This is a genomic window from Bibersteinia trehalosi (assembly GCF_004346205.1).
Lineage (GTDB): Bacteria > Pseudomonadota > Gammaproteobacteria > Enterobacterales > Pasteurellaceae > Bibersteinia > Bibersteinia trehalosi.
This window is the reverse complement of sequence record NZ_SMAM01000004.1, coordinates 30,225-49,793: the sequence shown is the minus strand read 5'-3', so window position 1 is coordinate 49,793 and position 19,569 is coordinate 30,225. Positions and strand designations below refer to the sequence as shown.

At 40.1% G+C, this 19,569-nt stretch carries 25 protein-coding genes; 18 read left to right on the top strand and 7 right to left on the bottom strand.

Features of this window, described 5'->3' with window-relative positions; translation table 11 throughout:
• Nucleotides 1-197: 197 nt before the first annotated feature.
• The 11 genes from EDC51_RS04975 to EDC51_RS04925 all read left to right on the top strand — a co-directional run bounded on the left by EDC51_RS04975 (nt 198) and on the right by EDC51_RS04925 (nt 8,851).
• Nucleotides 198-581, top strand: a complete 384-nt coding sequence (locus EDC51_RS04975) for an ATP synthase subunit I (protein ID WP_064318516.1) — start codon at nt 198-200, stop codon at nt 579-581.
• Between the two features lie 32 nt (nt 582-613).
• The gene (gene atpB / locus EDC51_RS04970) at nt 614-1,405 is read left to right on the top strand and encodes a F0F1 ATP synthase subunit A (RefSeq protein WP_131928341.1); all 792 of its coding nucleotides are present in this window, start codon (nt 614-616) and stop codon (nt 1,403-1,405) included.
• An 81-nt stretch (nt 1,406-1,486) separates the two neighbouring features.
• Entirely contained in the window at nt 1,487-1,741 is a 255-nt protein-coding gene (atpE, locus tag EDC51_RS04965; RefSeq protein ID WP_015431458.1) for a F0F1 ATP synthase subunit C, read from the top strand.
• Nucleotides 1,742-1,805: 64 nt separating this feature from the next.
• The gene (gene atpF, locus EDC51_RS04960) at nt 1,806-2,276 is read left to right on the top strand and encodes a F0F1 ATP synthase subunit B (RefSeq protein ID WP_015431459.1); all 471 of its coding nucleotides are present in this window, start codon (nt 1,806-1,808) and stop codon (nt 2,274-2,276) included.
• Nucleotides 2,277-2,289: 13 nt separating this feature from the next.
• The gene (atpH, locus tag EDC51_RS04955) at nt 2,290-2,823 is read left to right on the top strand and encodes a F0F1 ATP synthase subunit delta (protein WP_025288703.1); all 534 of its coding nucleotides are present in this window, start codon (nt 2,290-2,292) and stop codon (nt 2,821-2,823) included.
• Between the two features lie 12 nt (nt 2,824-2,835).
• The gene (gene atpA / locus EDC51_RS04950; RefSeq protein ID WP_131928340.1) at nt 2,836-4,377 is read left to right on the top strand and encodes a F0F1 ATP synthase subunit alpha; all 1,542 of its coding nucleotides are present in this window, start codon (nt 2,836-2,838) and stop codon (nt 4,375-4,377) included.
• A gap of 25 nt (nt 4,378-4,402) precedes the next feature.
• Nucleotides 4,403-5,269, top strand: coding sequence for a F0F1 ATP synthase subunit gamma (gene atpG / locus EDC51_RS04945; RefSeq protein WP_015431462.1), 867 nt, complete (start codon nt 4,403-4,405; stop codon nt 5,267-5,269).
• Between the two features lie 21 nt (nt 5,270-5,290).
• Entirely contained in the window at nt 5,291-6,664 is a 1,374-nt protein-coding gene (gene atpD, locus EDC51_RS04940) for a F0F1 ATP synthase subunit beta (protein ID WP_025267515.1), read from the top strand.
• 25 nt (nt 6,665-6,689) lie between these two features.
• A complete protein-coding gene (locus tag EDC51_RS04935) occupies nt 6,690-7,109 on the top strand; it encodes a F0F1 ATP synthase subunit epsilon (RefSeq protein WP_064318514.1) in 420 nt (139 codons plus the stop codon).
• 8 nt (nt 7,110-7,117) lie between these two features.
• Nucleotides 7,118-7,933 carry an MgtC/SapB family protein gene (locus EDC51_RS04930; RefSeq protein WP_015431465.1) on the top strand — a complete coding sequence of 272 codons (816 nt, stop codon included), beginning with the start codon at nt 7,118-7,120 and terminating at the stop codon, nt 7,931-7,933.
• 90 nt (nt 7,934-8,023) lie between these two features.
• The gene (locus tag EDC51_RS04925) at nt 8,024-8,851 is read left to right on the top strand and encodes a patatin-like phospholipase family protein (protein ID WP_249038473.1); all 828 of its coding nucleotides are present in this window, start codon (nt 8,024-8,026) and stop codon (nt 8,849-8,851) included.
• A gap of 35 nt (nt 8,852-8,886) precedes the next feature.
• On the opposite strand, the gene EDC51_RS04920 is transcribed toward EDC51_RS04925, so the two are convergent.
• Nucleotides 8,887-9,894 carry an MBL fold metallo-hydrolase gene (locus tag EDC51_RS04920; RefSeq protein ID WP_249038472.1) on the bottom strand — a complete coding sequence of 336 codons (1,008 nt, stop codon included), beginning with the start codon at nt 9,892-9,894 and terminating at the stop codon, nt 8,887-8,889.
• A 255-nt stretch (nt 9,895-10,149) separates the two neighbouring features.
• On the opposite strand from EDC51_RS04920, the gene EDC51_RS04915 reads away from it, so the two are divergent.
• Both EDC51_RS04915 and EDC51_RS04910 read left to right on the top strand, forming a co-directional pair.
• Nucleotides 10,150-11,163 (top strand): MBL fold metallo-hydrolase, encoded by a 1,014-nt coding sequence (locus tag EDC51_RS04915; RefSeq protein ID WP_131928337.1) that lies wholly within the window; start codon nt 10,150-10,152, stop codon nt 11,161-11,163.
• 51 nt (nt 11,164-11,214) lie between these two features.
• The gene (locus tag EDC51_RS04910) at nt 11,215-12,084 is read left to right on the top strand and encodes a DMT family transporter (RefSeq protein ID WP_249038471.1); all 870 of its coding nucleotides are present in this window, start codon (nt 11,215-11,217) and stop codon (nt 12,082-12,084) included.
• On the opposite strand, the gene EDC51_RS04905 is transcribed toward EDC51_RS04910, so the two are convergent.
• Nucleotides 12,085-12,663 (bottom strand): flavin reductase family protein, encoded by a 579-nt coding sequence (locus EDC51_RS04905; protein ID WP_131928335.1) that lies wholly within the window; start codon nt 12,661-12,663, stop codon nt 12,085-12,087. It lies immediately after the preceding gene.
• A 70-nt stretch (nt 12,664-12,733) separates the two neighbouring features.
• Nucleotides 12,734-13,117: a nuclear transport factor 2 family protein gene (locus EDC51_RS04900; protein WP_131928334.1), complete on the bottom strand. Its 384-nt coding sequence runs from the start codon at nt 13,115-13,117 to the stop codon at nt 12,734-12,736.
• 114 nt (nt 13,118-13,231) lie between these two features.
• Between EDC51_RS04900 and EDC51_RS04895 the strand changes: the two genes are divergently transcribed.
• The 4 genes from EDC51_RS04895 to EDC51_RS04880 all read left to right on the top strand — a co-directional run bounded on the left by EDC51_RS04895 (nt 13,232) and on the right by EDC51_RS04880 (nt 16,601).
• Nucleotides 13,232-14,152 carry a LysR family transcriptional regulator gene (locus EDC51_RS04895; RefSeq protein WP_131928333.1) on the top strand — a complete coding sequence of 307 codons (921 nt, stop codon included), beginning with the start codon at nt 13,232-13,234 and terminating at the stop codon, nt 14,150-14,152.
• Nucleotides 14,153-14,247: 95 nt separating this feature from the next.
• A complete protein-coding gene (locus EDC51_RS04890; RefSeq protein WP_131928332.1) occupies nt 14,248-14,922 on the top strand; it encodes a DsbA family oxidoreductase in 675 nt (224 codons plus the stop codon).
• Nucleotides 14,913-15,584 carry an alpha/beta hydrolase gene (locus tag EDC51_RS04885; protein ID WP_131928331.1) on the top strand — a complete coding sequence of 224 codons (672 nt, stop codon included), beginning with the start codon at nt 14,913-14,915 and terminating at the stop codon, nt 15,582-15,584. The genes EDC51_RS04890 and EDC51_RS04885 overlap by 10 nt, the downstream gene beginning before the upstream one ends.
• A 30-nt stretch (nt 15,585-15,614) precedes the next feature.
• Nucleotides 15,615-16,601, top strand: coding sequence for a helix-turn-helix transcriptional regulator (locus tag EDC51_RS04880; RefSeq protein WP_131928330.1), 987 nt, complete (start codon nt 15,615-15,617; stop codon nt 16,599-16,601).
• A 36-nt stretch (nt 16,602-16,637) separates the two neighbouring features.
• Here EDC51_RS04880 and EDC51_RS04875 read toward each other — a convergent pair whose 3' ends face one another.
• The 4 genes from EDC51_RS04875 to trxA form a co-directional block, all read right to left on the bottom strand.
• On the bottom strand, nt 16,638-16,961 hold the full coding sequence (locus EDC51_RS04875; RefSeq protein ID WP_131928329.1) for a thioredoxin family protein: 324 nt from the start codon (nt 16,959-16,961) through the stop codon (nt 16,638-16,640).
• A gap of 65 nt (nt 16,962-17,026) precedes the next feature.
• Nucleotides 17,027-17,353, bottom strand: a complete 327-nt coding sequence (locus tag EDC51_RS04870; protein WP_131928328.1) for a carboxymuconolactone decarboxylase family protein — start codon at nt 17,351-17,353, stop codon at nt 17,027-17,029.
• A 21-nt stretch (nt 17,354-17,374) separates the two neighbouring features.
• On the bottom strand, nt 17,375-18,160 hold the full coding sequence (locus EDC51_RS04865; protein ID WP_131928327.1) for an SDR family NAD(P)-dependent oxidoreductase: 786 nt from the start codon (nt 18,158-18,160) through the stop codon (nt 17,375-17,377).
• 11 nt (nt 18,161-18,171) lie between these two features.
• Nucleotides 18,172-18,495 (bottom strand): thioredoxin, encoded by a 324-nt coding sequence (gene trxA / locus EDC51_RS04860; RefSeq protein WP_131928326.1) that lies wholly within the window; start codon nt 18,493-18,495, stop codon nt 18,172-18,174.
• Nucleotides 18,496-18,625: 130 nt separating this feature from the next.
• On the opposite strand from trxA, the gene EDC51_RS04855 reads away from it, so the two are divergent.
• The gene (locus EDC51_RS04855) at nt 18,626-19,537 is read left to right on the top strand and encodes an AraC family transcriptional regulator (protein WP_249038470.1); all 912 of its coding nucleotides are present in this window, start codon (nt 18,626-18,628) and stop codon (nt 19,535-19,537) included.
• Nucleotides 19,538-19,569 lie beyond the last annotated feature (32 nt).

The window sequence follows — 19,569 nt, the reverse complement described above, 5'->3', positions numbered from 1 at the left end:
TTTATATAAAAGGCTGACTATTTTTTAGCAAGTGACAAATTTTAATTTTTTTTTGTTTTTTATAAAAAAATGTTAAAAAAATATTATGCTTAAGCGCTTTACGCAGTGATATCTGTTTTAATCAATAGTTCTATAGTGTATAATCGACCGGATTTTTATAGCCGAAAGTGAAAACTTTCAATCGGAAAAGTCGGGACATGTCAGCGGTTATTTTTCAAGCTAAACAGTATTATGCGAAAGCAATTTTTATTTTTTCGTTAATTCTGTGTGCCGTATCAAGTGTGATTAGTTTGATACAAGGAAATATAGGTCTGTCTTTTTTATGCGGTTGTTTGGCTGCGTTTTTGCCTTTTTGCTTATCCGTATATTGGGTGTTTTTTCGACATCGCTCAAATAGTGTGAATGTAATGTCTGTCTTTTACCTTGCTGAAGGACTGAAATGGTTGGCAACTTTAGTCATTATTGCATTAATGTTTCGATTTATTCCTTCGCTACGCTATTTAGCTTTTTTTGCAGGCTATTTTTTTGCTTTGATGGGCAATGTTGTATTGCCATTTTTAATGAAGCGTTCAAAAAACTAGAATTTTTCATTTCTTTCATTAAGGGATAATTTATGGCTGGTCAAACTACCGCAGATTATATCGGTCACCATCTTACGTTTTTATCAACGGGAGAGGGTTTCTGGAATGTTCATTTAGATACGCTGTTTTTGGCTGTTTTTGCAGGCGTACTCTTTCTCTTTTTCTTTTATCGTGCGGCAAAAAAAGCAACACCAGGAGTGCCAGGTAAGTTTCAATGTTTCGTTGAAATGCTGGTGGAATGGGTAAATGGTGTAGTGAAAGACAATTTCCATGGTCCGCGAGATGTTGTTGCACCCCTTGCCTTAACCGTATTCTGCTGGGTGTTTGTGATGAATGCTATCGACTTAATTCCTGTCGATTTCCCTCCTCAATTTGCTGAAATGCTGGGTATTCATTACCTACGTGCGGTGCCAACTGCTGACATCAGTGCAACGCTAGGTATGTCTATCGGAGTGTTTGGTTTAATCATTTTCTATACGATCAAATCCAAAGGTTTTGGTGGTTTTGTTAAAGAATATACTTTACACCCGTTTAACCATTGGGCATTTATTCCCGTAAACTTTTTATTAGAAGTGGTAACATTATTGGCAAAACCGATTTCATTAGCATTCCGTTTATTCGGTAATATGTATGCTGGTGAGTTAATTTTCGTGTTAATTGCAGTAATGTATATGGCAGAGAGTTTTGTACCGCAAGTATTGGGCGTGCCGCTGCACTTAGTGTGGGCTATTTTCCATATTCTTGTGATTACATTACAGGCGTTCATCTTTATGATGCTAACGATTGTGTATTTGAGTATTGGCTATAATAAGGCTGATCACTAATCCTGCAAGCGGTTGTTTTTCAACAATTTTTTGCAAAAAAGTTTTATTTATTCATCTTTCCATTTTCACAGGAGAACTCTTATGGAAAACATTATTACTGCAACAATCTTTGGTTCAGTTATCCTTTTAGCTTTCGCAGCATTCGGTACTGCAATTGGTTTCGCATTATTAGGCGGTAAATTCTTAGAATCTTCTGCTCGCCAACCAGAATTAGCGGCTAGCTTACAAACCAAAATGTTTATCGTTGCAGGTCTTTTAGATGCGATCTCAATGATTGCTGTAGGTATTGCATTACTATTCATCTTTGCAAACCCATTTATCGGTTTAGTAGGCTAATTAAAGTTGGGCAAATAACTTTCGTTACTCGTAAGAGTGATAATCCAACTTTAAGGAGGCTGTTGTGAATCTAAATGCAACGTTAATTGGTCAGCTCATTGCTTTTGCCCTATTTGTGGCATTTTGCGTGAAATATGTTTGGCCACCATTTATCAAAGCGATTGAAGATCGTCAGGCAAAAATTGCCGATGCGCTTGCTGGGGCTGAAAAAGCATTGCAAGAGCAGGCTGATTCTAAAGCTATTGTTGAGCAAGAACTTGCAAAAGCTCGTGAAGAAGCACAAAAAATCATTGATTTAGCAACAAAACGTCGCAATGAAATTTTAGAAGCTGTGCAAGCAGAAGCAGAAGCAGAAAAAGCGAAAATTATTGAACAAGGTTATGCTGAAGTAGAAAGCGAACGTAAACGTGTTCAAGAAGAACTTCGTAGCAAAGTAGCTGCTCTTGCTGTGGCTGGTGCAGAGAAAATTGTGGGTCGCTCCGTTGATGCTGCGGCAAACAATGACATCATTGACAAACTAGTTGCAGAATTATAATTAAGGGGGGCAGATGTCTGAATTAACTACAATAGCTCGCCCCTACGCTAAAGCAGCTTTTGATTTTGCTTTAGAGAATGGTCAGTTGGACAAATGGCAGGAAATGTTAAAGTTTGCTGCATTAGTTTCTGAAAATAATCAAGTGAGTGAGTATTTAACATCTTCACTTTCAAGCAATAAAATCGCAGAGATGTTTATAGCGATTTGTGGTGAACAACTGGACCAATTTGGGCAAAATTTCATTCGTGTAATGGCTGAGAATAAACGCCTAAGCGCTTTATCTGCTGTATTTGCAGAATTTAATGCCTTGCGTTCGGAATATGAGTCTGTAAAAGATGTATTTGTAACATCAGCAACAGAATTGACCGCTTCGCAGGAAGATAAAATTGCAACAGCAATGAAAGCAAAATTAGGCAATGACATTCGTATTATTAAAGCAGTAGATCCATCTCTACTCGCTGGCGTGATTATCCGCTACGATGATACGGTAATTGACGGCAGTAGTCGTGGTCAGCTTAACCGTTTGAGCCAAGAGCTGAGCTTGTAAGAGGAATAGAAAATGCAACTAAATTCAACTGAAATTAGTGAATTGATTAAAAAACGAATTGCCCAGTTTAATGTGGTATCTGACGCACAAAGCACCGGGACAATCGTTTCAGTAAGCGATGGTGTAATTCGTATCCATGGCTTATCTGATGTAATGCAGGGCGAAATGATTGAGCTTCCAGGCAATCGTTATGCGATCGCTCTTAACTTGGAAAGAGATTCTGTCGGTGCAGTAGTAATGGGTCCTTATGCGGATCTTGCTGAAGGCACTGAAGTGAAATGTACTGGTCGTATTTTAGAAGTACCAGTTGGTCGAGGTTTATTAGGTCGAGTAGTAAACACCTTAGGTCAGCCTATCGATGGTAAAGGCGAAATTGAAAACGATGGTTTCTCGCCAATTGAAGTTATCGCACCAGGTGTTATTGACCGTCAATCGGTTGATCAACCCGTTCAAACTGGTTATAAAGCAGTGGACTCAATGGTGCCAATCGGTCGTGGTCAGCGTGAGTTGATTATCGGCGACCGTCAAACTGGTAAGACAGCTTTAGCGATTGATGCAATTATCAACCAACGTGATTCAGGTATTAAATGTATCTACGTTGCAATCGGTCAAAAAGCTTCGACTATCGCCAACGTAGTGCGTAAATTAGAAGAACATGGTGCGTTAGAAAATACTATTGTGGTAGTCGCTTCTGCATCTGAGTCTGCCGCATTACAATATCTTGCGCCATATGCAGGGTGTGCAATGGGTGAATACTTCCGTGATCGTGGTGAAGATGCCTTAATTGTTTACGATGATTTATCTAAGCAAGCGGTAGCTTACCGTCAAATTTCGTTGTTGTTACGCCGTCCACCTGGTCGTGAAGCATTCCCTGGTGATGTATTCTATCTCCATTCTCGCTTACTTGAACGTGCTGCTCGAGTAAATGCAGATTATGTTGAGCGTTTCACTAACGGTGCTGTAAAAGGCCAAACTGGTTCTTTAACCGCATTACCTATTATCGAAACTCAAGCTGGTGATGTTTCTGCTTTCGTTCCGACTAACGTGATTTCTATTACCGATGGTCAGATTTTCTTAGAATCAGGCTTATTCAATGCCGGTATTCGTCCTGCGGTAAACCCAGGTATCTCTGTTTCCCGTGTAGGTGGTTCTGCACAGACTAAACTGGTTAAGAAATTATCTGGCGGTATTCGTACTGCGCTTGCTCAGTATCGTGAATTAGCGGCATTTGCACAGTTTGCATCTGATCTTGATGATGCTACTCGCAAACAACTTTCTCACGGTCAAAAAGTAACAGAATTGCTAAAACAGAAACAATTTGCACCTATGTCGGTTGCTCAACTAGGGTTATCTCTAGCAGCCGCGGAATATGGTTATTTGGATGATGTTGCAGTTGAGCGAATTGGCTCATTTGAAGCGAACTTATTAGATTACGCACAAAGCAATTATGGTGAGTTTATGCAGGATTTAGCAAAATCAGGCGATTTTAATGACTCAATTAAAGATAAGCTGCATGAAATTTTAACCAATTTCAAAAAGAACAGTGCTTGGTAATCTAACTTTTTAGCGGAGAAATAATATGGCAGGTGCTAAAGAGATAAGAACCAAAATTGCAAGTGTTCGTAATACGCAGAAAATTACCAAAGCGATGGAAATGGTTGCTGCATCTAAAATGCGCAAGACTCAAGAACGTATGGCTGCGAGCCGTCCATATTCTGATACCATTCGCAAAGTAATCAGCCATATTGCCAAAGGAAACATTGATTATAAACACCCTTTCCTTGAGCCAAGAGATGTGAAAAAAGTAGGGTATTTAGTTATCTCTACTGATCGAGGTTTGTGTGGTGGCTTAAATATTAACTTATTTAAAACGGTATTAAATGAGTTAAAAGCTTTTGAAGACAAAGGCGTTCAGTGCGAGCTAGGCTTAGTCGGTAATAAAGCCGCTGGCTTTTTTGGTTCGATGGGCTTAAAAACAAAGGCACAAATCAATGGTTTGGGTGATGCTCCAACAATGGAAGATTTGCTTGGTATTGTTAATACAATGGTAAATGCCTATCGTGAAGGTGAATTGGATGAAGTTTATATCGTCTATAACCGTTTTATTAACACTATGGCTCAAAAGCCAACTGTGCAAAAACTACTTCCATTGCCAGCGTTAGATGATGACTCGCTAGAGCAGACAGGTTCTTGGGATTACACCTATGAACCAAGCCCACAAGCGTTATTAGACAGTCTATTGGTACGTTATCTGGAATCCCAAGTATATCAAGCGATTGTTGATAATCTCGCATCCGAGCAGGCAGCCCGAATGGTGGCAATGAAAGCAGCAACTGATAACGCAGGTAATCTGATTAAAGAGTTACAGTTGGTGTATAACAAAGCCCGTCAGGCAAGTATTACGAATGAATTAAATGAAATTGTTGCGGGTGCCGCAGCAATTTAACAAAGACATAGAGGAACGGTAATGGCAACGGGAAAAATTGTACAAATCATCGGTGCGGTAATCGATGTTGAGTTTCCGCAAGATGCAGTACCAAAAGTTTACGATGCATTAAAAGTTGAATCAGGATTAACCCTTGAAGTTCAACAACAATTAGGCGGCGGTGTGGTTCGTTGTATCGCACTTGGTACATCAGATGGCCTAAAGCGTGGCTTAAAAGTTGAAAATACGCATAAAGCGATTGAAGTGCCAGTTGGTACAGCAACGCTTGGTCGTATTATGAATGTACTAGGTGAACCGATTGATGAAGCAGGTCCAATTGGTGAAGAAGAGCGCTGGGCAATTCACCGTGCAGCACCAAGTTATGAAGAACAATCAAACAGTACTGAGTTGTTGGAAACAGGTATTAAAGTTATCGACTTAATCTGCCCATTTGCGAAAGGGGGTAAAGTTGGTCTATTTGGTGGTGCGGGTGTAGGTAAAACCGTAAATATGATGGAGTTAATCCGTAACATTGCGATTGAGCATAGCGGTTACTCAGTATTTGCAGGCGTAGGTGAGCGTACCCGTGAAGGTAACGACTTCTACCACGAAATGAAAGACTCTAACGTATTAGACAAAGTATCACTGGTTTACGGTCAGATGAACGAACCACCAGGTAACCGTCTACGTGTCGCATTAACTGGCTTAACGATGGCGGAGAAATTCCGTGATGAAGGTCGTGATGTATTATTCTTCGTGGATAATATCTACCGTTATACCCTGGCGGGTACAGAAGTATCTGCATTATTAGGTCGTATGCCGTCTGCAGTAGGTTATCAGCCGACACTTGCTGAAGAGATGGGTGTACTTCAAGAACGCATCACTTCAACCAAAACGGGTTCTATCACTTCTGTGCAAGCGGTTTACGTACCTGCGGATGACTTAACAGACCCTTCACCTGCAACTACCTTTGCACACTTGGATTCAACCGTGGTATTAAGCCGTGATATTGCATCACTTGGTATCTATCCAGCAGTTGATCCATTAGATTCAACATCTCGTCAATTAGATCCATTAGTAGTTGGTGAAGAACACTATAATGTGGCTCGTGGTGTACAAGGTACATTACAACGCTACAAAGAGCTGAAAGATATTATCGCAATTCTTGGTATGGATGAGCTTTCAGAAGAAGATAAATTAGTGGTAGCACGCGCACGTAAAATTGAACGTTTCTTATCACAACCATTCTTCGTGGCAGAAGTATTTACAGGTTCTCCTGGTAAATATGTTTCACTGAAAGACACCATTCGTGGTTTCAAAGGCATTTTAGAAGGCGAATACGACCATATTCCAGAACAAGCGTTCTATATGGCGGGTTCTATTGAAGAAGTGATTGAAAGAGCGAACAAGATGTAATTGTTCTTAAAAAAAGGAGAACAACATGGCATCTCAATTTCAACTCACAGTGGTGAGTGCAGAACGTCAAATATTTAGCGGTGAAGTCGTTAGTGTACGTGTATCTGGTGTAGAAGGTGAACTTGGCGTGTATGCAGGGCATACTCCATTGCTTACGGCGATTAAACCTGGAATGGTGAAGTTTACCTTTGCGGATGGCAAAGAAGAATTTATCTATGTCTCGGGTGGTTTCTTAGAAGTTCAACCTAAAACAGTTACCGTGCTTGCTGATGTTGCAATTCGTGGTGATGAACTTGATGAACAGCGCATTCTTGCAGCGAAACGTAAAGTGGAAGAAACATTGAGTAAAACTCATGATGCAGATATGACAGCAAAACTGGCTAGAGAAATTGCGAAATTACGCGTTTATGAACTCACTAAAGGCAAATTAGCGGTAAATCGCTAATAAATAAAATGGTTAAACCCCATGCATGCTATGCGTGGGGTTTATTTTTGCAAAAAATTATTCAAAATCAACCGCTTGTAAAGAGAAATTTTTCGATGGACGATCTTCTTTATTCAATCACAAGAACCTTAGCGAACTTTGATTACAATACATTAATTAAGCTTTGTCTTGCTTGTTTTTTAGGAAGCCTAATAGGCTTAGAACGTGAGAAAAAACGTAAGCCGGTCGGAATTAAAACCTGTATGATTATTTCCGTCACTACATGTTTGCTCACTATAGTATCTATTCAAGCTGCAGAGTATTATGCGGCGTTGTCAGATAATATTAGAACCGATCCTATGCGGCTTGCTGCTCAAGTTATTAGTGGTATAGGCTTTATCGGCACAGGTGTAATTATGCATCGCACCAATGATGTCGTTTCAGGTATTACCACCGCTGCGATGATTTGGGCTGCCGCCGCAGTTGGAATTTCTATTGGCGCAGGTTTTTATCAAGCCGTCATTATTGTGACTGTTGCTATGTTTTTTATTTTGAAATACAGCTCAATGATTACACGACATATTCGTAAGCAAGATAAGATTGAGCGGCTTCGAGTACAATTAGAATTGAAAGATCTTGATCATCTTCAACCTATCTTAGATACACTTGATGCAAATGATTGCACAGTAAGTTCGCTGAATATTAAAGAGCGAGAACAAGACAATATATTAAGTATTACAATTAATGCTAAAACGCCAGAAGAAAACTCGTCTTATCATATCTACCGAGATCTAAAAGTATTGGAAGGCTTACATAATATTGAAGTGAAATACGTTATGGATTAAGCGGTTTAAAATTAGCATTTTTTTGCAAAAAAATTGAAAAATCGAACCGCTTGTATTTTATTGTGAACTTGAATGGAAACGAGGGTAAAAATGGTGAACAAAACAATAGGCTTAGCACTTTCTGGTGGTGGGCATAAAGGTTTAGCTCACGCAGGCGTGTTGAAATTTTTGCAGGAACAACAGATTGATATTCAAATCATATCTGGGACAAGTGCCGGAGCGATTGTAGGTAGCTTGTATGCACTTGGTAAAAGCCCTGACGAAATTTTGGCATTTTTTCGTTCGGTGAATCTATTTAATGTGAACCATTTATCTCTGGTAAAAAGTGGGTTATTTAATGCCGATAAATTTATGGTGTATTTAGATAATATCTTTGGTGAAATGTGTTTAGGGGATTTAGCGAAAGAGCTCTATATTTCTGCAACTAATATGGAAACAGGGAGAAGTAAAATTTTTGGACGTCATACCAAAATAAAAGAAGCGGTAGTTGCTTCTTGTGCTTTTCCTGGAATCTTTTCTCCAGTTAAGGTAGAAGGCGAGATATATAGTGATGGTGGTATTTTGAATAATTTTCCAGTAAATGTCATTCAAGGGCGGTGTGATTATTTAATTGGTGTCAATTTAGATAGAGGGGCGGATTATAAATCAGCGAAAGAGTTTGCATTGTTACCGCAAGTAGCGTGGCGCGCGATTGATATTATGATGGCGCAAAATGCGGCTATGCAAAATCGCTTATGTGATTGGCTTATCAATCCTGAAAAAATCGTACAATATAATACCTTTGAAATATCTGATAAACGCCAGCAGGAGATTTTCCAGATCGGTTATCAAGCAGCAAAAAGAGAATTTCATAAAGTAAAAGATGGATTAATGCGTAATAAAAACCACCAACCCGAATTTCCTTCAAGTTGGTGGTAAAAACTCTTATCGTTTTCCGCTACGCAAAACGAAAATTAATATTCCAATGGAATATACTCAATCGGCACCCAAGAGAAGCCTTTGGATTCTTTGCGTAAATGCCCCAATCCCGGGAATGGCAAGTGTGCCCCTGCAATCCATACTTTGCGTTCGGCTAATTGAGGTAGCATATCAACACGTGCTTTTCTTGCCGCTGATGAATCTACGTCAAATTCTGCTGCAACGTCTGGCTCTGGCAGTTGCAATGCGTGATTATGTAATAAATCACCCCAGACAAACAGTGTTTCACCTTTTGAGCTCACTTCTACACTGCTATGCCCCGGTGTATGCCCAGTTGTCGCAACGGATTTGAAATTCGGAATGATCTCATCACCTAAATCATAGTATTTCACTTGTCCTGCGGCGGCATAAGGTGCAACGGCATCACGTGTCCATTGTGCATATTTTTGCGTATGCTCTGGCATCTCTTTGATAGGCGTATCTAACCAAAATGCTTTCTCTTGGTTAGCGATATAGACAGTGGCATTAGGAAATTCCATTTTGTCATTGCGAGTAACCCCACTGAAATGGTCAAAGTGTAAATGCGTTGGAATAATAGTATCCACTTGCTCAGGGCGATAACCTGCTTTAATTAAGCTCTCTGTTAATTTCCCCACTTTATCATCAAACACATCGCCCGAACCCGCATCAAGCAAGACTAAGTTTTTGCCTGTATTGATTAAGTAACCCGTTACCGCAGTTTGCACACCACCATCAGCCAACATTGGGCGGAATTGCCCTGAAATTAAATCATCTAACTCTTGTTTAGTCAGTTTGGTAAATTCTTGGTAAACAGGTGCACCGATAGAGAGATAGCCATCATAAAGTGCGGTAACTTCATAATCGCCAATCATCATACGGTAGTAACCATCTACTTGAGTACGTTTTTGTGCCACGATATTTTCTTTTGGTTGGTGTACAGCGTGTGTACCGTGTGCAAAAGCCACAGGGCTTGCCATCACAGCGGCTGCAACTAATGCTTTCATTACAGTTGATAATTTCATAATTTTCTCCAATAAAGAAACGCCCTATGCGTTTCGTTGGGCGGCATTATAGGGAGAAATTTTTTCTGAAAAATAAAGAAAACAGCAAATCAGTTTTGCTGATTTTGCAAGAATAGCGAGCTTGCTATGACATTCGCATTCAATCTCCCCTTGTTAGCAAAATGTCGTCTTTTGCTAAATACTTGTCGCTTTCTGTGTAACACCCTGTAAAAAGTTACCCTAAAATACCACCACTTTTATTATTAAGGACTTTTTATGAACAAAACATTATTAACTTTGGCAATCTCTGCCTGCATTTCTTTTATTACCCCGAACCTCTCTGCACACCCTGTACATATTCCTGCGAAAAATCCTGTACCTATGCAATTAACCCAAGTTCCTGGATATTTCCGTGTGATGTTAGGGGATTTTGAGGTAACCGCACTTTATGATGGAGCGGCATCGCTTGATAGTACTTTATTTGCAAATTACTCAAAATTAAGCAAAGCAGAACTTGATACCTTAATTGAGCACAAATTTAGCCCTAAAACCGCTACTGGTGGAGTAGATACAGCAATCATTGCGTTTTTAGTCAATACTGGGGACAACTTAATCCTTATTGATGCAGGTAAAGGTGATGTGCAAGATCCAATTTTTGTTGATGAAAAAGGAATGCTGATTGCCAGCCTTGAAGCAGCTGGCTATAAAGCTGAGCAAATTGACACTATCCTACCAACTCATATGCACGCTGATCATTTTAGTGGTGTAACCGTAGAGGGTAAAAAAGTCTTTCCAAATGCAACAATTTATCTGTCTAACCAAGAAAAAGCATTTTGGCTTGATACCCCAGAAGAAAAACTCTCTGATAATGCTAAACCGTTTGTCGCTTGGGCAAGAGAAGCAGCAGCGCCTTATTTAGCTGATAATCAAGTGAAATACTATGATTCTGGCGAGGAGGTCATTCCAGGCGTTAAATCCATTCCATTGCATGGGCATACCTTAGGACATAACGGTTTTGAGTTTACCTCAAAAGGCGAAACAATGTTGGTATGGGGAGATTTAATCCATAACCACGCTATTCAAATGGCTCACCCAGAGGTGGCAGTAGATTTTGATGCAGATTCTATTTCTGCTCGTAAAAGTCGTTTAAATGCGCTACCTGAAATTGCAAAACGTGAAATTTTAGTGGCAGGAGCTCATTTGCCGTTCCCTGGATTAGGTCATCTACGAGTAGAAAAAGACGGTGGTTATCGTTGGATTCCCGTAGAGTATCGCCCTATTCGTCAATAGTTTTTACCGCACTTTTCTACGGGAAAGTGCGGTAATTTTTAAGGAATGTTTATGATGCAAAAATATCATGGTGAATGGTTACTTTTACTAGCTACCCTTACCGCAGCATTCGGTTGGTTATTTTCCAAGAATGCCATAGTAGAACTGCCCGCAGTGGCTTTTATTGCTTTACGTTTTTCTTTCGCTACCCTACTTTTTCTGCCTTTTGCTTTACCACAACTTAAATCTCTCAATCGCCAACAATGGCGATATGCTGTATTCGTCGGGCTATCATTTTGTTTATATCTATTCTTTTGGGTGATGGGAGTCAAATACACCACAGAACTCGGAAAAGGTGCATTTTTACTGAGCTTAGCAATGCTTGCCGCTCCCTTAATTGCATGGGGATTATATCGCCAACGCCCAATACGACGTTTTTGGTTTGCATTACCATCGGCAATTATCGGAATGTATTTGCTTGCCAATAATGGTACAGAGCAATCGGGGTTTCAGTTAGATACCCTCTTCTTTTTATTTACTGCATTTTGGGCAGCTGTGCAATTTGTGCTAAATAGTCGTTATGCACAACATCTTCCCGTATTGGCATTAACGACTATTCAACTCAGTATGGTAGCAATATCTGCCAGCATCTATTCTGCACTATTTGAAACATTTCCCACTCAAATTAGTTCACCAACCTGGCTTTGGCTCACATTAAGTGTACTTATCGGGACGAATGCTCGCTTTTTATTGCAAACATGGGGACAAAAGCTTAGCGACTTAGGCAATGGGGCACTAATTATGATTTTAGAACCTGTATGGACGCTATTGCTCAGTACGCTCTTTATGGCAGAAAACTTATCTACAACGAAAATAATGGGAAGTACTTTTGTTTTATCCGCTTTGCTCATTTACCGCCTAAATGTGATGAGACAAAAATAACTACTCCACATTGGGGCCACGGCTTAAGTTAAAGCCTTTACCAATTTGATAGAATTGTCCACCTGCAACATAGTGCAACGTTTTTAGATCATCGGGCAGTTCATCAAATTTCCACCGTCCATTATCAAACATTTGATCATCAGCCCAAGCCGAAATTACTTCTCCAATAAATAAATCGTGTACTTGCTGATTATGTGGTTCATCAATCACTCGGCAGATAATCCAAGCCGCACAACCTTCAACAAGCGGAATATCAACATTCTCTAAATAAAATAGTGGCACATTATCCAATTTATGTGGATTTTCCTTACGGCTTTCGCCCATATCTAAAACCAATTCTGCTTGAGCAACTGTTGGAACCTGTACAGCAAAATAGCCACTTTGTTCAATTAAAGTTCGGGTATAAGCAGCTTTATCCACCACAATCATCATTTTCGCTTGCGGTGCAAAATCTAATGCACACACCCACGAAGCGGACATAACATTTTCAATACGGTTATGTTTGGCTGAAATCATTGCTGTTGGCCCATGATTTACCAAACGATAGAATTTTGAAATTTCAACAGGTTTAATTGCCATATCTTCTCCTAGAAACGTAACAAGCGGCTATTTTGCAAAAAATCTGCAAAATTTACCGCTTGTATAATGATTAATAATGAGTGTGGAAAATTTTACTCACAATCGTCCATTTACCATTTACTTTCAACAAATTGAAATAATCGGTAAAACCATAGCCACTGAGATTATCTGTATCCACACGAGCGGAAGCCGCTGTGCCTGTAATATCAATATAAGCAATGGCAACCACAGGGTTTTCTGATGGTTTAAAGTGATCATCAATAGTTGGGAAAAGAGTATCAGTTACTGCACCTCCTGCCAATGTGCCTTTTTCATCTACACTGTACATTGTAGCGACAGCATCAAAAGCGGGTTTCATTATTTCACTGTTTGCTTGTTTACCACCTTCACTATATTGATTTAATAATAAATCTTCAATGGCTTTGTAATCTTGAGTATAAGTGGTTTTTGTCATGATTGTTCTCCTATAAATTATTTTTTCGCTTGATTACGATGGCGTGCAGTATAGATTGAGATTGGTTATAATAGAAATTATGAAAAAGAATAATTATTATAAGGATTTGTGATAATGGTAAATTTGAATAACCTTGACCTGAATTTACTTAAAGCATTAAATGCCCTGTTAGAAGAGCGTAATGTGACACGAGCGGCAGAACGATTAGCTTTAACTCAACCAGCCGTGAGCGGAATGTTAGCCCGCTTGCGTCTCTATTTTGCCGATCCATTGCTCATTCGCACATCAAATGGCATGATTCCGACTGACCGTGCAATGACACTTGCCGCTCCCCTTAAACGCATTTTGCAAGAATTAGAAAGCTTAGTTCAACCCAATGAATTTAATCCCGCTGAATTAGCTATCACATTAAAAATTGGTGCTACAGATAATGCATTCCGAGCCATTGGCGTACCATTTATACAACAATTACAGCAAATTGCCCCTAACGTAAAAACGGCATTTTTAACCTTACAAAATCACGATATGGAGACAATGCTAGAAAAAGGGGAATTAGATTTAGCCCTATTATCCAGCCTTGCTGTACCTGAAAAGCTACATTACAAACCGCTCTATCAAGAAAATTATGTCTGTGCAATGCGACAAAACCACCCTATTTTGCAACAAGCGTGGACATTAGAAAATTTCTGCCAATATCATTTTATTTTAGGATCATTTTTCGGAGGCGGATTTTCTGGTGCAACAGATAGAGTATTACATTCATTAGGTTATCAACGAAAAGTAGCTGTTTCTGTACAAAATTTTGCATTGATTCCCGAATTACTGCGCCAAAGTGATTATTTAGCCGTTGTTCCCGAACATTTAATCCACGTAGAAGATGACTTAATTATCAAAGCACCACCTTTTGAAGCAGAACATTACACCAAAGTGATGGCTTGGCACGAGCGAACTCATCAAGATCGCATTCAAAAATGGCTACGTCAACGTTTATTTGATACCGTGCAAATGCTTGAAGCCAAAAGAAATAAAGTATAATGTCGTCTTTTGCTAAATTATTGTCGCTTTCTGCCTAACTAAGTAACCAAAACCGTCCTAAAATAGTCGTACTTTTCCCCCATCAAGGACACAAAATGAAAATTGAAATGTATTCCGATTATGCTTGCCCATTTTGCTATATTGGTAAGCGTTATTTAGAACAAGCGTTGGCCGAGTTTGAAAAGGCTGAATCGGTTGAAATTGAGCATAAAGCCTTTGAACTCTATCCACACGCAGGACAAACAGTCACCAATACCACACAAGGGCGAATTGAGATGAAATATGGCAAAACACCTGCTGATGCAATGGAGATGATTCGCCATATTGAGCAATTAGCCAGCGGTGCAGGTTTAGCGATGAACTACGAAAAGGTGCAAAATACGAATACCTTTAATGCCCATCGTTTAACCAAATTAGCCGAAAGTTTGGGTAAGGGGGCAGAAATTAATGAACGCCTGTTTCACGCCTATTTCACTGAAAATCTGCCCTTAGCAAGCCGTGAAAATCTTATCCAATTTGCAACAGACATTGGTATTCCTGCCGAACGAGTCGTACAAATGTTAGATACTGATGAATTTGTCGATCAGGTTCATGCAGATGAGCAATTAGCCCGCCAAATTGGCGTAACGGCAGTGCCGTTTTTTGTCATTGATGGCAAGGTAGCTGTCCCTGGATCACAACCACCTGCCCAATTTTTAGCAATCTTGCGTGAACAATTTGCAGAAAATCACGCAAAACCGACCGCTTGTGGAGTGGACGGATGTTATTAATTCCTCGTGCTGAGCCACTGATAATCCGCCCTGAAAAAGCGGATTCTGCGGTCATTTTTCTACACGGCTTAACCACCAGCGGTTTGCATTTTGAATCAGTCGCACGTTATTTTGCTCAACATCTACCTAACACGATGTTTATGCTACCCCACGCCCCAATTCGCCCAGTTACGTGGGCGAAGGGAAATGTCTCGGGCTGGTATGATTTACGAGGCGATAATTTTTTGGAGAATGAAGATCATCAGGGGATTTTGAGTGCGGTTACCTATGTACAATCCCTCATTGATGATTGCATTAACGAAGGGATTGAAAGCAAGCGGATCATTTTGGGCGGTTTTTCGCAAGGGTGTGCCATTTCGCTTTTGGCTGGCACGCAATATCCGCAACCATTGGCAGGTATTTTTGGCTTGTCGGGTTACTTACCACTCGCTGAAAGCTGGCAAAGCCACACTCAAAATACCCACACGCCAATTTTTCTTGCTCACGGAGAGGAGGATAATTTGATTACCCTTGCTCAAATTGAACAAGGGGTAGCTAAATTGGCACAAGAAAGATCTCTACACTTTCAACGTTATCCAATTGGGCATACGTTAAGCAATGCTGAAATAGCAGATTTAAAGCAGTGGCTTGTTGCACAATTAGCATTTTGCTCATTAAAATAGGTAATAGTCTCGCCTTTAACCGCTAATAAAATGTCTGCACCTGATAAATTTCCATTATTTCATAACGTCCTATTTCGCCTTGCGGAACTGGGATTTAACATTCCCCAGTTGTTAAAATCAGTGGGCATTTCGCCTATGGTGTTAACGGAGCCACAAGCCACACTCAATACCGCCGACTATTTTGCCTTTTGGCAAGCGGTGGAAAAAGTCAATCACGATCCCTTACTGGCATTTAAACTCCTTGATGGTAATAATCAAGCAGGCAATGAGTTTATCTTACTCGCAATGCTCCATTCAGGCACATTTAAAGAAGCGTTACAACGCTTAGCGCGTTATAAAGCGATGGTTTGTCCGCAATCAGTCATATTGCACGAAACAAGCGATAACATTCGGATTTTGTCGCAATGGCAATATAGTCAGCAACCTGAACCGCATATTATTACCGATATGTTTTTTGGGGCGGTACAACATATCTTAGATCGCAGTTTACCGAATGCACCTAAACCAAAGCGAATCGAGCTACAACGTCCTCATCTTGTCGCGGATTACAGTGATTATTTTGGTTGTGAAATTCAGTTAAATTGCCGTGAAAATGCGTTAATTTACGCCAAAAGTGATTTAAATTTACCGCTTGCCCATAGCAATCCTGAATTAATGTTGCTATTTGGGGAAAACAATACGTCCGCACTGACCACTGATTTGAACAGCCAAATAAAACAAGAAATTCGCCAATGCCTAAATGGTGAAAAACCCACGATTGAGCAAGTGGCAAAACAGCTCTTTATCACCCCTCGTACACTCCAACGGCGATTAAAAGCAGAAGGCATATCATTTGCAAAATTATTGGAAGCGGTACGTATTGAAAGTGCAGAAACATTATTAACCAAAGCGGACATTACTATTGGCGAAATCGCTTTTTATCTCGGCTATCAAGATATTCACTCTTTCAGCCGAGCATTTAAGAAATGGACAGGAAAATCACCTATGCTGTGGCGAAAAGAAAGAAAATATGCTTAGCAACATTGCAGATTTTAAGGAAAAAAAGACCGCTTGTTAGCCATATACTTCACTATATTGAACTAACCTCTCTCGTAATTCTGCCATATTGATATATCTCGCACTGCGGAATATCTCTTTACCTTCGGCAAAAAAAAGCACCGCTGGTGCAGTAAGAATATGGTAGTAAGCCGCAATTTCTGGCACTTGGCGAATATCCGTTTCAATTCCTGCAATCGTAGGTAAAGCCGCCACGATTTCACCAACTTGTTTACGAAAAACCGTACAAACCCCACAATTCGGTGCTTTAACATAAAGTAGGCTCAATTTATTTGCTTGAATATGTTGTTGAATGGTTTGAATATCATTGGCAGTTTTCATTTTATTTCTCCATTTTCGTGCGAAAACGACAAAGGCAGGAGACCCTGCCTCTGTCAATTTAAACATTAAAGTTCATCATAAGCATCAACAACGTGGCTAGAATAAACATACGCAGCCCCAGCGTTGAGTGCAATTGCCGTCCCCAGTGCCGCTGCAATTTCCTCTTTGGTTGCACCGACTTTTTTCGCTGCGTGAACGTGGGCAGAGATACAGCCATCGCAACGAGTAGTTACCGCCACCGCAAGTGCGATGAGTTCGTGCGTTTTCGCATCAAGCGGGCTATTTTTCTGTGTAGCTTCTTCTAATTGATGAATCGCCTGAGCCACATTAGGATTTGCTTTATTAAAATTCCCAATCCCTTTAACTAATTTAGAGAGTGTTTCTTTCCACATTTTTTTGCTCCTTTCATTATGCTATACATCATCACGACGAGTCATTGCACCGCCGTCCACATTCCAAATTGCCCCTGTTACCCAAGCGGCTTTATCCGACAGTAAAAACGCTGCGGTTTCAGCCACCTCACGAGGTGTACCATTTCTCCCCAGTGCGTGATATTTTTTGAAGTTTTCCAACGTAGAATCTACTTGTTCCGCATTGGCAAAACGCTCAAAAATACGAGTTTCAATAATCCCTATCGGTAACGCATTCACACGAATTTGATGTTCTGCAAGCTCAGCAGCTGCATTTTTAGTGAGGGCTTCTAAGCCAAATTTTGCCATTGAGTAGGCTGCCATTGGGGTTGATTTCACTGGCAACTGAGAAAGTGCAGCGGTAATGTTCACAATAGAACCGCCTCTTTTCGCAGAAATCATCAATTTTGCTACCTCTTGTGTAATGAAAAAGACCGCTTTATTTAAATTTAAATAACCATCGTAGGCTTTTTCATCAGTTTCCAAAAAGCGATTTGGGAAATAAACCCCAGCGGAATTGACCACTAAATCAATATCACGATGTTCTGCGGTTAATTTTTCAATTAAGGCATTGACGCTTGCCATATCTAACAAATTCGCAGTTAATGCGGTAATCTTGTCGCTACCTGCAATCTCCACTAATTGTTTACGTGCTTCTTCGGCTTTTTCAGGGCGATTGCCGACAATGACCGCCGAACCACCTTGTTCTAGCACTAATTTTGCAGTTTCAAACCCGACACCGCTAGTGCCACCAATGACTAATAATTTGTGATTTTTAAAGGTACTCATTTCTTCTCCTACTACATTGCATTTTGAATAAAACTTGCCAGTTGCGATTTTGGCATTGCCCCTGCTGAGCGTTGTTGCATTTCACCTTTTTTAAAGGTTATTAAGGTTGGAATGCTACGCACATCATATTTCATTGCTAAGGATTGGTTTTGATCTACATTGATTTTGACAATCTTCGCTTTGCCTGCAAATTCTTCTGCGAGTGCATCTAAACTTGGTGCAATCATCTGGCACGGCGGACACCAATCTGCATAAAAATCCACTAATACTGGCAACTCAGACTGCAACACCTCTTTGCTAAAATCAGCATCATTTGAATAAATAATTTGACTCATTTTGTTTCCTTAATCGGTTGTTTTGATGGCGTGTATTATAGGAAGAGAGAAAGAATGAATCTTGCCAAAAGAGAGTTGATTATTGCCTAAAATGACAAGCGATCTTAAAATAAGGAAAAAAGGATAAATGATGAAAAAGCAAATCTGCCAAGAACTGGCTGAACTCATACAACAATTTACGCAACAAACAGGCAGTTTTTCCCCAACAGAACTAACATCGTTACAACTCTGTCGCCGTAACCACTCCACGAATCCCATGCCTTGTATTTATCCATTAAGCCTCGTTTTAGTGGTGCAAGGTTCGCAACACTTGAATTTTGGTGAAACCGTGATGGTATTAGAAGCAGGGCAAACTGCCTTGACAACCGTTGAATTACCCGTAGTGTCCAATGTATTAGAAGCCAGCCAACATAAGCCTTATTTAAGTTTACGCATTGAACTTGATGTGATGTTATTGCGAGAATTAGATGAACAAATCCAATGGCAAACCGACCGTTCAGCTCTATCTGACTCCCTCTCTGTTTTTCCTGCTGATGATGATTTGCTTGATGCTGTGCTACGCTATGTGAAACTTTTACAACAACCCAAATTACAACCTTATCTTGCCCCTTTGATTGAGCGAGAAATTGCCGTGCGTTTATTAACTAGTGAGCATTTACCGATGCTACGGAAACTACTCACCAACGGAACAGTAGAACATAACATTGCAAAAATCATTGCCTATTTCAACGAGCATTATGCAGAAAAAATAGAGATTGAGCAGTTAGCCAAAATGGTGTTTATGAGCCCATCATCACTACGGCAACATTTCAAAAAAATCACTGGCGTTAGCCCATTGCAATATCAAAAACAGCTCCGTCTGCAACATGCTAGACGTTTAATGTTCAAACAACATTTTGATGCGACACACGCTGCTTTTGAGGTAGGTTATGAAAGCCCAAATCAATTTAGCCGAGAATACGCCAGAATGTTTGGTTTACCCCCTCTAAAAGATATTCAACGTCTAAAAGAAGATGAAATGTACTATGGGCGGATTGTGTAGATTTTGAGGAAAAAAAGACTGCTTGCTGATCA